The sequence below is a fragment of the Nocardiopsis sp. MG754419 genome (genome assembly GCF_018207095.1).
Lineage (GTDB): Bacteria > Actinomycetota > Actinomycetes > Streptosporangiales > Streptosporangiaceae > Nocardiopsis.
Map to the genome: position 1 here is coordinate 35,696 of NZ_QOCZ01000071.1, position 13,889 is coordinate 49,584.

A 13,889-nucleotide genomic window follows, 5' to 3' on the forward strand; every position below is an offset into this window, starting at 1 on the left:
AGGCCTCCGGCCCGAGACACGGGCTCCCGCCCTGCGCGGGCGACCCACATCCCCCGCTCCGTCGCAGGACTGGACAGACGTTCGAAAACATGTTCGAATCGCATCATGCGCTGGGAGAACCTGCGAGAAGACGGCACGACGGAACAGACCTCACTGTTCGAGGCACCCCTCACCCCACCCGATCGAGGCACCGGGCGGGCGGGCCTGGCCACGCCCTCCCCCGACCCCATCCGGGCGGGTCAGGACGGTGAGGCGCTCGCCATCGAGATCCGGGCCCGCTCCATCATCAACCGCGTCCCCGGCGCGGACCCGATGTTCCGCTGGACCATCAACCCCTACCGCGGGTGCGCCCACGCCTGCGTGTACTGCTTCGCCCGGCGCACCCACGAGTACCTGGACCTGGACAGCGGCCGGGACTTCGACACCCGCATCCTGGTCAAGACCAACGCCGGAGAACTGCTGCGCGCGCAGTTGGCCCGCCCCTCCTGGCGGGGCGAGCACATCGCCATGGGCACCAACACCGACCCCTACCAGCGGGCCGAGGGGCACTATCGACTGATGCCGCAGATCATCGCGGCCCTGCGCGACGCCGCCAACCCGTTCTCCATCCTCACCAAGGGCACGATGATCCTGCGCGACCTCGACCTGCTCGAACAGGCCGCACGCGTCACCGAGGTGGGCCTGGCGGTGTCGGTGGGGTCGGTCGACGACGAGGTGCGCCGCACCGTGGAGCCGGGTACCCCCTCCGCCCGCGCGCGCCTGGGGGTGGTGCGTCGTCTGTCCGACCGGGGCCTGACGTGTTCGGTGCTGATGGCGCCGATCCTGCCCGGCCTGACCGACTCGGTCGAACAGATCGAACGCACCGTCGCCGCCATCGCCGCGGCGGGCGCGACCCGGGTGACCCCCATCGTGCTGCACCTGCGCCCGGGTGCCCGCGAGTGGTACCGGGCGTGGTTGGAGCGAGAACACCCCCGCCTGCTCCCGCTGTACCGGGAACTCTACGGTCACGGTTCCTACGCCCGCGCCTCCTACCAACGCATCGTCACCACGGCGGTGCGAGAGATCGCCGCACGTCACGGCCTCAACCGGCCCGGCTCCCCGCGCGACGCCGGCCGCAGGGAGCCGGCCGAGGACGCGCAGCTTCCCCTGGACCTGCCGATGGCCGGGGTCTGAGACGGCGCGACCGCGCGGCGGTCCGTCGGTGACAGGGGGGCCGGAGCAGCGAGGAGACAGGCGTTCCAAGCCCGCGGCCCGCGCCCACGCACGGGGCGCGCGACCTCGACGAACGGGCACCCGAGGTCCGGGATCGGCGCTTCCGTGCGTCGACAGCCGCTGCGGGGCGAGGCTCGGAACCGCCACCTTGACATCGTAGATTCATACGGGCGCGACGCGGAGGGACCCATACCGGTACCGGGCCCCGTTCAGGAGGCCGTCGCGGCGTCCCCACGACGGCCCACCATCGCGGTGATCCAGACGGGCGCGAACGGTGAGGTGCAACCGGGTGGGGTCGGATGGTCCTCGAGGACCCGCAGACGCTCACCGATGTCGAGGGCGCGGGCACGGTGTTCGGGGTGTTCGATCCCGATCTGCGCCAGGCAGGTGTTCATCGCCCACTGGAGACGGTCCGGGGCGTCCCGCATGTGCGCCTCGATGACGTCGAGCAGGCCGGGGAGGTCCAAGCCCTCGGGCTCCTTCACCACCCGTGCGCAGGTGAGCGACCACCCGGCGGCGGCCACCACGGGGTCGGGGTCGGCCCACCAGGCCAACCGCAGTTCCTCGGCGTGCGGGCTCTTCTTCACCACGTACGTGAGGAGCCAGTCCTGCACCTTCGGGGTGCCGGACTCACGCAGCATGGTGTCGAGTTCCTCGCGGGGGAAGGTCTTCGGACGCGCGATGAGGATCGCCAGGAGCCGGGCCGCGGCGTCCTCGGTCGCCCAGAGGTCACGTGCCGACTCCGGCTGTTTCTTGAGCCGTCGGGCCATGGCCCGCAACGAGGTGAGGTTCACCCCGTGATCGTCACCGTGCCTGCGGTTGACCTCACGGATCCTCGGATCCTCCAGAGCGGCGAGCTCCGCCCTGACCTCGACCACCGTCGTCTCGCCCATCGCGACCCCTCCCCCGTGCGCGAGATCCACACTACGCCGGGCCCACGACACTCCACGGGCGAGCGTGGTGACCACACGCGCGGGTTCCGGCCGTCGTCGCTCGCGATCACGTCGGCGCGCATGCCACCGAGACCCTTGCCGCGCGAGGACGGGATCGGGCACCGATGCGGGGCGGAGGCGACCGACTTCTCCGCCCCGCGGTACCGGCTCCGAGGAAGGTGGGCGGGCTCGGGGTTCGGCCCGAGCGGTACGCGGGCATCATCCCGGAACGGGTGGGCCCTCTGTGCCCGGCCGATGGAGCGGCCCCGGGCGCGCACCGGGGCCCGTTCACGAGGCGCACCCGGGCGCCGTCGGGCCGGGTGCCCGCGGGCGCACACGGAGACCGAGGCGCGGGAACGGTGCCGCTCGGCGCGCCCGACGCCGACGGCCGCGCGATCCGCGAGGCGGCCATCGGTGGTTCGGCGGGGCCTCACAGGAGTTTCGGGGAAGGATCGATGACCATGAAATACCTGATCATGCTGTACGCCACGCAGAACGACATCGCCATGATGGCCGGCCAAGACGTTCCCGACCAGCCCGAGGAACGGCGGGTGGGGCCCGAGTGGGTCCGGGAGATGACCACGTTCATGCAGGAGTACCACCAGGGGCTGGCCGACTCCGGTGAACTGGTGGAGGCCCGGGGTCTCACCCCGCCGGCGCACGCGCGACGGGTCACGCTGCGCGACGGTGCCACGCGGGTCTCCGAGAACCCCTATCCCGCGAACGTGGAGGTCCTGGCCGGATACACGGTCGTGGAATGCGCGAGCTTCGACCGGGCCACCGAGATCGCCGCCGATCTGGTCCGGCCGGGGTTCGAGGGCGAGTGGGTCGACGTACGACCGATCTCGGAGGAGATGGACGACCCGACGTTCTGAGCCCCGGGCGACGGCCGTGGCGCGAGGACGCGCCGCGCGCGGGGCCCGGCGGCCCCGCGCGTCGGTGGGAGGGCCCCGCGGACAGGAACCCGGGTGCGCCACACCCTCCCCGCCGCCGAGGGTCCGAGGTAGCGTCGCACCATGACTGCACCATCCCTGGCGGGTTTTCTGCGGGCGAGTCGTGCGGCGACCCGACCCGAGGACGTGGGACTGCGCGGCACCTCCCGGCGGCGCGTGCCCGGCCTGCGCCGCGAGGAGGTCGCGATGCTCGCCGACGTGAGCGTCGACTACTACATCCGTCTCGAACAGGGCCGGGAGACGGGCCCGTCCGCGCGGGTGCTCGACCGGCTCGCCGACGCGCTCGACCTCGACGACGACGGTCGCGGACACCTGTACCGCCTGGCCGGGCTCGCTCCTCGACCGCGTGCCGATCTCAGCCCGCGGCACGTCGATCCGCACCTGCTGCGGCTGATGGACTCCTGGGCGGGGACCCCCGCGCTCATCGTCAACGCCGCCTACGACGTGCTCGCGTGCAACGTGCTGGGCGACGCTCTCTTCTGCGGTTTCCCCGTCAGCCGCAACCTGCTGGAGAAGGTGTTCCTGGACCCCGACTCCCGCGGGTTCTACGCCGACTGGTGGAGCGCCGCGGAGAACTCGGTGGCCGGCCTGCGCCTGTCCGAGGGGCGGGCGCCGGACCATCCGCGCATCCGTTCCCTCATCGATCGCCTGCTCCGCGACAGCCCCGAGTTCGCGCGCCTGTGGGAACAGAACCGTGCCCGCGGAAAACGCTCCGAGGTCAAGGGCTTCGTGCATCCGACCGTGGGTGCGATGACCCTGCGCATGCACACCTTCGACATCGCCGAGGCGCCGGGACGGCAGTTGCTCTGCTACCAGGCCGAGCCCGGCGGTCCCAGCGCCGAGGCGCTCGGCCTGCTCGGCACGCTCTCGGCGCGGATGCCCCCGTCGACGCGACTTTCCTGAACCGCCCCGGCACCACCCGGAGGTCTCGGAGACGGAGGAGGGGAACGGGGGAAGACCCGGTCGTCGCCCCGGGGCGACGCACCGAGGAACGCGTCTGACCGGGCCGGGCGCCCCCGCGCCCACATGATGGACGTGCGGGGTGAGGACGCGCCGGCGAGAGGGAGCCGAGGATGCCCGGGCACGAACACGAACACGAACGACCGCTGATCGCGCGTATCGGCCGTGAGGAGATGGCCCTCCGGCGACGCTACGCGTCCCTCAGCATCATCAACGACATCCTGGTCGCCCTGTGGTTCATCGCCGGCAGCATCATGTTCTTCTTCCCCGCGTGGTCGACCGCGGGGACCTGGTGTTTCCTGGCGGGCAGCGTGGAGCTGCTGATCCGGCCGCTCATCCGGTTGGGCCGCCAGTTCCACCTCAACCGCGCACGTGCCCGCCATCGCCCCTCCGGCCTGCCGCCGGAGGCCTCGATGGACTTCTGAGCTCCGCCGCCGTCGATCCGACCGGCACGGGCGCGCCCCGGTCCCGTTCTCAGCGGGCGGCGCGGAAACGGGCGACGTACGCGCTCGGGGTCATCCCGAAATGGCCCTTGAACACGCGACGGAAGGCACTGGTGTCGGTGTAGCCCACCCGGCGGGCCACGGCGTCGAGGGTCGTGTGCGAGCGCAGCAGGATGCCGGCGGCCTCCATGCGGTTGCGGATCCGCCACCGTCGCAGGGTCATGTGGGTCTCGGCGAGGAAGGCGCGTTCGATGGTGCGGACGGACGCGTGCGCGGATGCGGCGAGTGCGTCCACCCCGCGGTCGTCACCGGGGTTGAACAGCAGGGACTCGGCGACGATGAGGGCCGACTCGGTGGTCGGTAGCGGCAGGTCGGTGACCAGGACCGGCCGCTCCTCGATCAGGGCGAGGATCTGGCGTGCGATGTTCACGTCGGGCCGGATCCGGCTGTAGCTCGCCTGGATGAACCCGAGGAAGAGCGTGCGCAGGTCCCGGTCCACGGTGATGACGGTGGGCCCGCGCAGGGTGGTGGCGGTCATCGCCGCCTCGAAGAACATCGGCAACAGCACAGAATCCGCCTGGACGGTGAAGGAGTGGCGGGTGCGTGCCGGAACCCACAGCGCCTGGCCGACCTTCAGCGACCGGGGCTCGTCCTCGACGACGAAGTCCGACGCACCGCGGGCCTGCCACAGCAACAGGTGCTTGTCGTCCTCCACAAGCCCGTCCAGGGAGACGGATGGCAGGTGGACGCGCCAGAGCGAGCCGGGGTCGGTGTCGGGCCCCGGAGTCGACGACCCGTGTACCGACGCGCGCGCTGGTGACTTCGGCATGGCTCCCACCTGTTCGGTGACGGCACCGGCGCGTCCACGTTGCCGTGAACTGCGCCCATGCTGTCGAAAACTGCACCCTCAAGAAGGCTAGGTTTACCTAACCTAACCGGGAACGGTGTCCCGCTCGGCCACGTCCGTCCCTCGGCCCGGCCTCGAGCGTCCGTCCACCGACCCCTGAGAGGACCCCATGAGCATCGCCCTGTCCCCAACCCGGCGACGAGCACTGACCGCGATCGCCTCGGCGACCCTGCTCGCCCTGATGGGCTGCGGCGCACCCGACGACCCGGCCGCCGAGAGCACCGACGCGGGCTCCGGCGCGCACCTCCCCGCCCCCGAGGGGGACACGGAGTATCCCCTGACCCTGACGACCTGGGCCGGGGAATCGGTCCTGGAGGAACGCCCCGAACGGGTCGCGGTCCTCGGCTTCTCCCCCAACGTGGACGCGCTCGAAGCGATCGGCGCGACCCCGGTGTACGCCCTCTCCGACGAGGACTGGGAATGGCGCGACCGGGGGTGGGAGTCCGGGATCGAGGTCGTGGACACCGCCACGCGCAAGGACCCGATCAACTTCGAGGGCATCGCCGCGGCCGACCCCGACCTCATCGTGGCCACCAACGGCGTCCACGACGAGGCCGACTTCGCGAAGCTGACCGACATCGCGCCCGTCCTGGATAACGAGGAGCAGATCCCCGGCGACCGGATCGACTGGCGGGAGACCCAGCGGCTCATCGGTCGCACCCTCGACCTCGGTGAGGCCGCCGAGGAGGCGATAGCCCGGGCCGAGCAGGAGATCGACGCCGCGGCCGAGGAGGTGGGGGACGTCTCCGGCAGCACGATCACCATCGCCTACGACTACACCGAGACCGGCATGGACTACTACACCGTGACCGATGGCACCGCCGAGGAGATCGTCGGGCGTCTGGGGTTCGCGCCGAACCCGCTCGCGGAGCACTTCGTCGACGACGCCGGGGTCTCCGACGAACAGATCGCGCTGCTGGACGCCGACATGCTGGTCGTGTTCTACAACAACGCGGCCGACCGTGACGCGCGCGAGGAGATGGACCTCTTCCAGGCGCTACCGCCGGTCGAGGAGGGGCGTTACGTCTCCGTCCTGTCCGACCAGGCCGACTCCGGTGGCAACGCCACCTGGGTGCTGCGCCGTGGCGCCAGCGCCCTGAGCCTGCCCTGGGCCATGGGCGCGATCGCCGACTGGGTCGACGAGGTGGAGCTCCCCTGAGCGCAGGACGGGGACGGCACCGGCGGAACGAGGACTCCTGATGACACGGGTACCCCCGGAGGCGGCCGGTACGGCGGGGGCGGGGCGAGCGAGCCCCGCTCCCGGACCGTCGTCGCGCCCGGAGCCCCCACCGCGCGGCGGACGGCACCGGGCCCTGGGCCGTACGGTCGGCGTACTGCTGCTCTTGGTCGCGCTGCCCTCGGCCGGGACGGCGAGTCTGGCGTGGGGCACCAACCCGCTCACCCTCGACCAGGTGTGGTGGGGTCTGTGGCGGCGCGACGGCGCGGAGGCCGACCTCATCGTGTGGACGCTGCGCGTCCCGCGCACCGTGGTGGGCGTGCTCGTCGGCGCGGCCTTCGGCATGGCGGGCGCGCTGATCCAGGCGCTGACCCGCAACCCTCTCGCCGATCCGGGCATCCTCGGCGTGAACGCGGGTGCGGGGTTCGCGGTCACCCTCGGGGTCGGCCTCCTCGGCCTCACGGGGATGGGTGGCTACGTGTGGTGCGCCTTCGCGGGCGCGGCGGTCGCGACCGTGCTCGTGTACCTGATCGGCTCCGCCGGGCGCGGTCCGGCCCGACCGGTCACCCTGGTGCTCGCCGGGGTCGCCCTGGGGGCCGTCCTCACGGGATTCTCGACGTTCCTCACCCTCATCGACGAGCACACCTTCCGGTCCGTGCGCACCTGGGGTCTGGGATCCATCGCCCGTGTGAGCCTCGACGACACCCTCGCGGTGCTGCCGTTCCTGGCGACGGGGATGCTTCTGGCCCTGTTGCTCTCCCGGCCCCTGAACTCCCTCGCCCTGGGCGACGACCTGGCCTCGTCCCTGGGTGTCCGGGTGGTGCGCACGCGTGTCCTGGGGATCGTGGCCGTGACCCTGTTGGCCGGCGGGGCGACCGCGTTGACCGGTGGTCTGGCCTTCGTGGGGCTCATGGTCCCGCACGTGGTGCGGTGGTTCGTCGGCCCGGACCAACGCTGGATCATCGCCTGCTCGGCCCCGGCCGCGGCGGTCCTGGTCCTGGCGGCGGACGTGCTGGGCCGGCTGGTCGCCCGCCCCTCGGAGGTCGAGGTCGGCATCGTCACCGCCGTCGTCGGCGCTCCGGTGCTGATCGCGTTGGTGCGCGCGAGGAGGGCGAGCGGACTGTGACCACCATGGCCCGATCCGAGGGACCACCGCCCCGCGTGGACTTCGGTTACGCGACCCGCACGGTGCGGACCCGCTCCTTCTCCGCGCGGATCCCGCTCCGTTCGCTGACGATCACGGTGTTGCTGTTCGCCCTCGCGGCCGGGGTCGCGGTGGGGGCCCTCGGGATCGGCGACTACCCCCTGACCGTGCCCGAGGTCGGTGCGGCGCTCACCGGCGGCGGGGAGGCCTTCCACCGGACCATCGTGGTCGCGTGGCGGCTTCCCGTGGCCGTCGCGGTGGTCGTCTTCGGTGCGCTCCTGGGCGTGGGCGGCGCGATCTTCCAGTCGCTGACCCGCAACCCCCTGGGCTCCCCGGACGTGATCGGTTTCGACGCCGGTTCCTACACGGCCGTCGTCCTGACCCTGCTCGTGGTCGGCTCGGGCGGCTACTGGTCGATCGCCTCGGCCTCACTGCTGGGCGGTCTGACCACCGCGTTCGCCGTCTACCTGCTCGCCTACCGCCGGGGCGTCCAGGGGTTCCGGCTCATCGTCGTCGGGATCGGCGTCTCCGCGATGCTGGGATCGGTCAACGCCTTCCTCATCACCCGGGCCGACATCGACGACGCGATGACCGTCGGTTTCTGGGGGGCGGGTTCGGTCACGCGGGTGACGTGGGACGGTATGACGCCGGCCCTGGTGATCGCGGCGCTCGTCGCGCTCGCGGCGACGGCGCTGGCCCCGTCGTTGCGCAGGTTGGAACTGGGCGACGACGCCGCCGTGACCCAGGGGGCCCGCCCTGGACCGGCCCGGCTGGGGCTGCTGGTGACGGGGGTGGCGACCACGGCGCTGGTGACCGCCGCCGCGGGCCCGATCGGGTTCGTCGCCCTGGTCGCCCCGCAGCTCGCCCGGCGCCTGACGCGTACACCGGGTGTGGGGCTGCTGTCGGCCGCCGCGATGGGGGCGGCGCTGCTGGCCGGTGCGCACCTGCTCTCCCTGGTGCTCTCCCAGGTCTACCGTCCCGTCCCGGTCGGTCTCGTCACCGTGTGTCTGGGCGGCCTGTACCTGATCCGGCTCCTGGTGCGCGAGGCCCGGAGGTAGCCGCCGGTGTCCGGGACGGCGGCGACCGTGGGAGGGGCGGTGCGCGCCCCTCCCACGGCGCGATCCGGCTACGTCGCGGGGAGGATGCGCCCGGTGACCTCACCGAAGTCCACCCGGGTGCCGTCTGGTCCCGGCGCCGTGGCGGTGATGGTGACCTCGTCGCCGTCCTCCAGGAAGGTGCGCTCGGTGCCGTCGGGCAGAGTGAGCGGCTCCTTGCCGGACCAGGTCAACTCCAGGAGGCAGCCGCGCTGGGCCACCTCCGGGCCGCTGACGGTACCGGAGGCGAACACGTCGCCCGTGCGCAGGGACGCGCCGTTGACGGTCATGTGCGCCAACTGCTGGGCCGCGGTCCAGTACATCAGCGCGAACGGTGGCCGCGACACCACGTGCCCGTTCAGCCGCACCTCCAGTCGCAGGTCCAGGCCCCAGGAGCGGCTTCCGGCGAGGTAGGGCAGCGGCTCAGGGTCCTGGGCGGGCTGCTCCACACGCGCCGCCTCCAGGGCGGCGACCGGAACGATCCACGGCGAGACGGACGTGGCGAACGACTTGCCCAGGAACGGACCCAGCGGAACGTACTCCCAGGCCTGGAGGTCGCGGGAGGACCAGTCGTTGAGCAGGAACACCCCGAACACGTGGTCGGCGAAGTCGTCGACGGCCACCCGCCCTCCCATGGGGCTGGAGGTGCCGACCACGAAGCCCACCTCGGCCTCGATGTCCAGTCGCACCGACGGCCCGAAGGTCGGCGTGGCATCGGTGGGGGGTCGGCGCTGGCCGGAGGGGCGGGCGATGTCGGTGCCGGAGGCCACGATGGTTCCCGAACGCCCGTGGTAGCCGATGGGCAGGTGCTTCCAGTTGGGGGTGAGTGGCTCCTGGTCGGGCCGGAAGATGCGACCGACGTTGGTGGCGTGGTGCTCGGAGGCGTAGAAGTCCACGTAGTCGGCCACGGTGAACGGCAGGTGCAGGCGCACCGAGGCACGGTCCACCAGGTGGGGACGGACCGTCTCCTCGTGGGCGGGGTCGGTGAGCCAGGTGGTCAGGCTACGGCGGACCGCGTCCCACACGGGCCGCCCGGCGGCCAGCAGGGCGTCCAGGTTCGGTCCGCCGACGGCGTCGGCGAACGGGGCGTCCTGGGCGCGGGCCACCGCCCCCAGGTCCAGCACGTGGTCGCCGACGGCCACGCCCACGCGGGGCTCACCGCCGTCGACGGTGTACACCCCGTAGGGCAGGGTCGCCAGACCGAACTGCGCGTCGGGGGCGATGTCGAGCCAGCTGTCGGGCATGGGTCTCGCTTTCTCGTGTGCTCAGAGCACCCCGAGGACGGTGAGGTCCTCCAGGGGCTCGGTGATGTCGCAGGTACCGAAGGAACGGAACCGGGCCCGCACGTCGGCCTGTTCGATGTCGGACAGGGCCACCGCGCGGGCGGCCAGGGCCCGGCCGTCCCGGTCGGCCAGAAGCGCCGCGGCGTCGGTGTCCGCCCCTCCGTCCAGGAGGGACCGGGTGGCCAGCAGGACGTTGAGGAATCCGTGCTGTTCGAAGCCCTCGGCGCTGGTGTGGCGCACGGCGTGGTGCAGTCCCGCCGTGCACTTGAACGGCACTCCGGCGGTGATCGCCGCCGACAGCAGGGCCGCGAGTTCGTCCTCGGAGGGGTGGGCCTCGGCCCGTACTCCCCCGGTGCGGAACTTGGCGTTGGCACCGGTGCCGACCAGTGAGGCGATGTCGACGGCGGCGGTGGTGCCGCGGGCCACCTCCACGTAGCCGATCGCGCCGGGCGGCAGGGCCGCGTCGAGCGCGGCGGCGGTGTCGGCGGCCTCACCCGGGGCGGCGGCGACCTCCAGACCGACCAGGTGCAGGGCCCGGTCCTCGCCCACCGCCGCGATCGCGGCCGGCGCGTCGGCCGCGCCGCCGGGGACGGTGACCACCAGGTCGAGCGGCTCCGGTGCCGGTCCGGTCCCGGCCAGCAGGGCGCGCAGTTCGTCGACGCGCCCGTCGGAGACCAGGAAGGGCCCCACGTAACGGGCGCGCCCGCTCTCCCGGTGCGCGCGGTGCGCGGACAGCGCCTCGCCCATGGGCGCGTTCCCGGGCGGGAACAGCGCGGCGTCGTCGAACAGGGCGCGGAAGAGGACGTCGCTCATGGGCGCTTCCTCCGACCCTGGGCCCACGTCCAGGCGTAGACGCCGTCGTCCACGGCGGTACCGCCCTCTCCCAGGTCCAGGGGGCGGAAGGTGTCGACCATGACGGCGAGCTCGTCGAAGGCCTCGACCCCGACGCTGCGCTCGTAGGCACCGGGCTGGGGACCGTGGGAGTGTCCGCCCGGGTGCAGGGAGATGGAGCCCTGACCGATGCCGGAGCCCTTGCGGGCCTCGTAGTCGCCGCCGCAGTAGAACATGACCTCGTCGGAGTCCACGTTGGAGTGGTAGTAGGGCACCGGGATGGCGCCGGGGTGGTAGTCCACCTTGCGCGGCACGAAGTTGCAGATGACGAAGTTGTGGCCCTCGAACACCTGGTGCACGGGCGGCGGCTGGTGGACGCGCCCGGTGATGGGCTGGAAGTCGTCGACGTTGAACACGTACGGGTAGAGGCAGCCGTCCCAGCCCACGACGTCGAACGGGTGGGTGGGATAGGTGTAGCGGGTGCCGGAGATGCCGCCGGGCCCGTCGCCGCGGTGCTTGATGAGCACGTCGACGTTCTCGCCCTCCGCCAACAGCGGGCCCTCGGGGCCGCGCAGGTCGCGTTCGCAGTAGGGGGCGTGCTCCAGGAACTGTCCGTAGCGGGACAGGTAGCGCTTGGGCGGGGCGATGTGGCTGTTGGCCTCGATGGCGTAAGCGCGCAGGGGTTCGTCACCGGTCGGCACCCAGCGGTGCGTGGTGGCGCGCGGCAGGATCACGTAGTCGCCGCGGCCCACCTCCAGCACGCCGAAGACGGTCTCCACCCGGCCGGTGCCGGACTCGATGTAGACGCACTCGTCACCGATGCCGTTGCGGTACAGCTCCGAGGGGGCTCCGGCGACGACGTAGGAGATGCGCACGTCGTCGTTGCCCAGGACCAGTCGGCGCGACTCGACGACGTCGGCGGCCTTCCAGTCCTGCCCCTGGAAGAGGTCGTGGAGCTTGAGGTGGCGCGGGATCATCGGGGCGTTGCGCCCACGGGACTGGTCGGGGACCTGCCATTCGGCGGCGTCGACGATGGCCGACGGGATGGCGCGGTGGTACAGCAGGGAGGAGTCGGCGGAGAAGCCCTCCTCGCCCATGAGCTCCTCGTAGTACAGGCCGCCGTCGGGGTTGTGGTGCTGGGTGTGGCGGGTGCGGGGCACGTCGCCGACCTTGCGGTAGTGCGCCATGGAAGCCTCCTCTGTCGTGGGTCCCCGACCGTGCCGGGCGGGGCCGCTCCTGATCGTCGGTATCCGGTTCGGGACCGTGGTCCGGGTCGCCCGACCGCATCCGGCCGGGCGCTCGGGTTCAGGCGGGGACGGGGTCGGTGGCCGCCTGCCCCAGTGCGGTGCGGACCGCGGCGCGCACGGCGGCCGTGTCGGTTCCGGCCACCACGGCGGCGACGTGGGCGTCGGGGCGTACCAGCCACACCTGACCCGGGTCGGGGGTCAGGGCGCGGCGCAGGGCACCGGTGGGGTCCACGTCGGCCAGGTGGAACGTGGCGACCGGCGCGGGGGTGGCGGCGGTGGCGGCGGCGTGCACCGCGTCGCGCAGGGCCGCGGCGTCGCCGTCATCGGGCGCGGCGCACACCAGGAGGGTCAGGCCCTCCCGCAGCAGTGGACGCAGCCGGGTCGTCTCGGGCCGGTCGGCCAGGGACAGGGGCACGTCGGGCAGGATCACGCCGGGGCAGGGCGCGGGGGCGCTTCCTCGCGGCGGTCGGCCCTCGAAGGGGCGTTCCGGGCAGGGCGTGGTGAGTGTGGAGTCGGTGTACCAGAAGGGTTCGGCCAGACGCCCGGAGTCCACCCGCGGGTGGGCCTCGGCGTCGGTGACGGCCCGTTCGAGGACGTCCAGACGCACCCGCCGCTCCTCCTCGTCGCGAGGGACGAGGAAGCGCATGGTGGCGCTGGTGACGTCGGCGTTCTCCAGTGCCGCCGCGTGGCGTTCGGTGTGGTAACTCTCCAGGAGTTCCTCCCCCGCCCATCCGTCACGGACGTAGGCGAGTTTCCAGGCGGCGTTCTCGGCGTCCTGCACACCGGAGTTGAGGCCCCGGGCGCCGAAGGGGGCGACCAGGTGCGCGTTGTCGCCGGCGAGCAGGACCCGTCCCACCCGCATGCGGTCGGCCACCCGGGTGTGGAAGCGGTACACCGAGTGCCACACGATCTCGTAGGGGGTGTCGCCGATGATCCGACGGATCCGTGCGTCCAGACGGCCGCCGGACTCCTCGGCCGCCAGGTCGAAGTCGGAGGGCACCTGCCAGTCGATGCGGAACACCGAGTCCGGACAGGGGTGGATGAGGACCTGGCGGCCGGGGTTCCACTCGGGGTCGAAGTAGAAGCGGCGTTCGCGTTCCCAGCCACCGAGGTCGGCGCGGATGTCGCAGATGAGGAAGCGGTCGTCGAAGCTGGTGCCGGTGAAGTCCACGCCCAGGGCCGCGCGGACGACGCCGCCGTGGGCGCCCAGACAGGAGATCGCGTGCGATCCGCGCAGTCGCACCGGGCCGTGCGGGGTGGCGCACTCGACCGTGACACCGTGCTCGTCCTGGTCGAGCCCGGTGATCTCGTGCCCCCAACCGATGGTGACGCCGGCCCGGGCCAGGAGGTCGTCGAGGACCTGCTCGGTGCGGGACTGGGAGATGTTGACGAAGGACGGCAGGGACGAGGCGCCCGGGTCGGGCAGGCGCACGCTGAACAGCTCGCGCTCCCGGTAGAAAGTGCGCGCGGTGTCCCAGGTCAGCCCCTCGTCGATGATGGTCCGCCCGCCGAGCCACTCCCACACGTCCAGCACGTCGCGCTGCTGGCAGATGGCCTTGGATCCCACCGCGTCGCGCGCGGGGCGTGCGTCGATGAGGCGGACGGGGACCCCGCGACGGGCCAGCAGGAGGGCGGCGGTCTGTCCGACCGGCCCCGCGCCGAGCACCAGGACGGGGTCGGCTGCGGTGTCGGCGGGGGCGCGGGGC

General features: G+C 72.5%; 13 protein-coding genes. 7 read left to right on the plus strand and 6 right to left on the minus strand.

Annotated features, from left to right (window positions below; translation table 11 throughout):
- Positions 1-105 precede the first annotated feature (105 nt).
- Positions 106-1,173 (plus strand): Rv2578c family radical SAM protein, encoded by a 1,068-nt coding sequence (locus DSY14_RS15385; protein WP_211717250.1) that lies wholly within the window; start codon positions 106-108, stop codon positions 1,171-1,173.
- A gap of 248 nt (positions 1,174-1,421) precedes the next feature.
- Here DSY14_RS15385 and DSY14_RS15390 read toward each other — a convergent pair whose 3' ends face one another.
- On the minus strand, positions 1,422-2,105 hold the full coding sequence (locus DSY14_RS15390) for a DNA alkylation repair protein (protein WP_211717251.1): 684 nt from the start codon (positions 2,103-2,105) through the stop codon (positions 1,422-1,424).
- Between the two features lie 500 nt (positions 2,106-2,605).
- On the opposite strand from DSY14_RS15390, the gene DSY14_RS15395 reads away from it, so the two are divergent.
- The 3 genes from DSY14_RS15395 (at position 2,606) to DSY14_RS15405 (ending at position 4,482) form a co-directional block, all read left to right on the plus strand.
- The gene (locus tag DSY14_RS15395; protein WP_211717252.1) at positions 2,606-3,019 is read left to right on the plus strand and encodes a YciI family protein; all 414 of its coding nucleotides are present in this window, start codon (positions 2,606-2,608) and stop codon (positions 3,017-3,019) included.
- A 141-nt stretch (positions 3,020-3,160) separates the two neighbouring features.
- Entirely contained in the window at positions 3,161-4,000 is an 840-nt protein-coding gene (locus DSY14_RS15400; protein ID WP_211717253.1) for a helix-turn-helix domain-containing protein, read from the plus strand.
- 170 nt (positions 4,001-4,170) lie between these two features.
- Positions 4,171-4,482 carry a YrhK family protein gene (locus DSY14_RS15405; protein WP_211717254.1) on the plus strand — a complete coding sequence of 104 codons (312 nt, stop codon included), beginning with the start codon at positions 4,171-4,173 and terminating at the stop codon, positions 4,480-4,482.
- Positions 4,483-4,531: 49 nt separating this feature from the next.
- Here the strand turns inward: DSY14_RS15405 and DSY14_RS15410 are convergent, their stop codons facing one another.
- Complete coding sequence (locus DSY14_RS15410) at positions 4,532-5,329, minus strand: AraC family transcriptional regulator (RefSeq protein WP_211717255.1); 798 nt, start codon at positions 5,327-5,329, stop codon at positions 4,532-4,534.
- 187 nt (positions 5,330-5,516) lie between these two features.
- On the opposite strand from DSY14_RS15410, the gene DSY14_RS15415 reads away from it, so the two are divergent.
- From DSY14_RS15415 to DSY14_RS15425, 3 genes are read left to right on the plus strand one after another with little or no spacing between them, the layout of a single operon-like run.
- Complete coding sequence (locus DSY14_RS15415; protein ID WP_211717256.1) at positions 5,517-6,566, plus strand: ABC transporter substrate-binding protein; 1,050 nt, start codon at positions 5,517-5,519, stop codon at positions 6,564-6,566.
- 40 nt (positions 6,567-6,606) lie between these two features.
- Complete coding sequence (locus DSY14_RS15420) at positions 6,607-7,710, plus strand: iron ABC transporter permease (RefSeq protein ID WP_211717257.1); 1,104 nt, start codon at positions 6,607-6,609, stop codon at positions 7,708-7,710.
- 5 nt (positions 7,711-7,715) lie between these two features.
- Complete coding sequence (locus tag DSY14_RS15425; RefSeq protein ID WP_211717258.1) at positions 7,716-8,786, plus strand: iron chelate uptake ABC transporter family permease subunit; 1,071 nt, start codon at positions 7,716-7,718, stop codon at positions 8,784-8,786.
- Positions 8,787-8,854: 68 nt separating this feature from the next.
- On the opposite strand, the gene fahA is transcribed toward DSY14_RS15425, so the two are convergent.
- The 4 genes from fahA to DSY14_RS15445 all read right to left on the minus strand — a co-directional run.
- Complete coding sequence (fahA, locus tag DSY14_RS15430; RefSeq protein ID WP_211717259.1) at positions 8,855-10,066, minus strand: fumarylacetoacetase; 1,212 nt, start codon at positions 10,064-10,066, stop codon at positions 8,855-8,857.
- A gap of 21 nt (positions 10,067-10,087) precedes the next feature.
- Positions 10,088-10,918 carry a hypothetical protein gene (locus tag DSY14_RS15435; RefSeq protein ID WP_211717260.1) on the minus strand — a complete coding sequence of 277 codons (831 nt, stop codon included), beginning with the start codon at positions 10,916-10,918 and terminating at the stop codon, positions 10,088-10,090.
- Positions 10,915-12,123, minus strand: coding sequence for a homogentisate 1,2-dioxygenase (locus tag DSY14_RS15440; protein WP_211717261.1), 1,209 nt, complete (start codon positions 12,121-12,123; stop codon positions 10,915-10,917). The genes DSY14_RS15435 and DSY14_RS15440 overlap by 4 nt, the downstream gene beginning before the upstream one ends.
- A gap of 118 nt (positions 12,124-12,241) precedes the next feature.
- On the minus strand, positions 12,242-13,889 hold a 1,648-nt coding region (locus tag DSY14_RS15445; RefSeq protein ID WP_249187938.1), incomplete at its 5' end, for an FAD-dependent monooxygenase.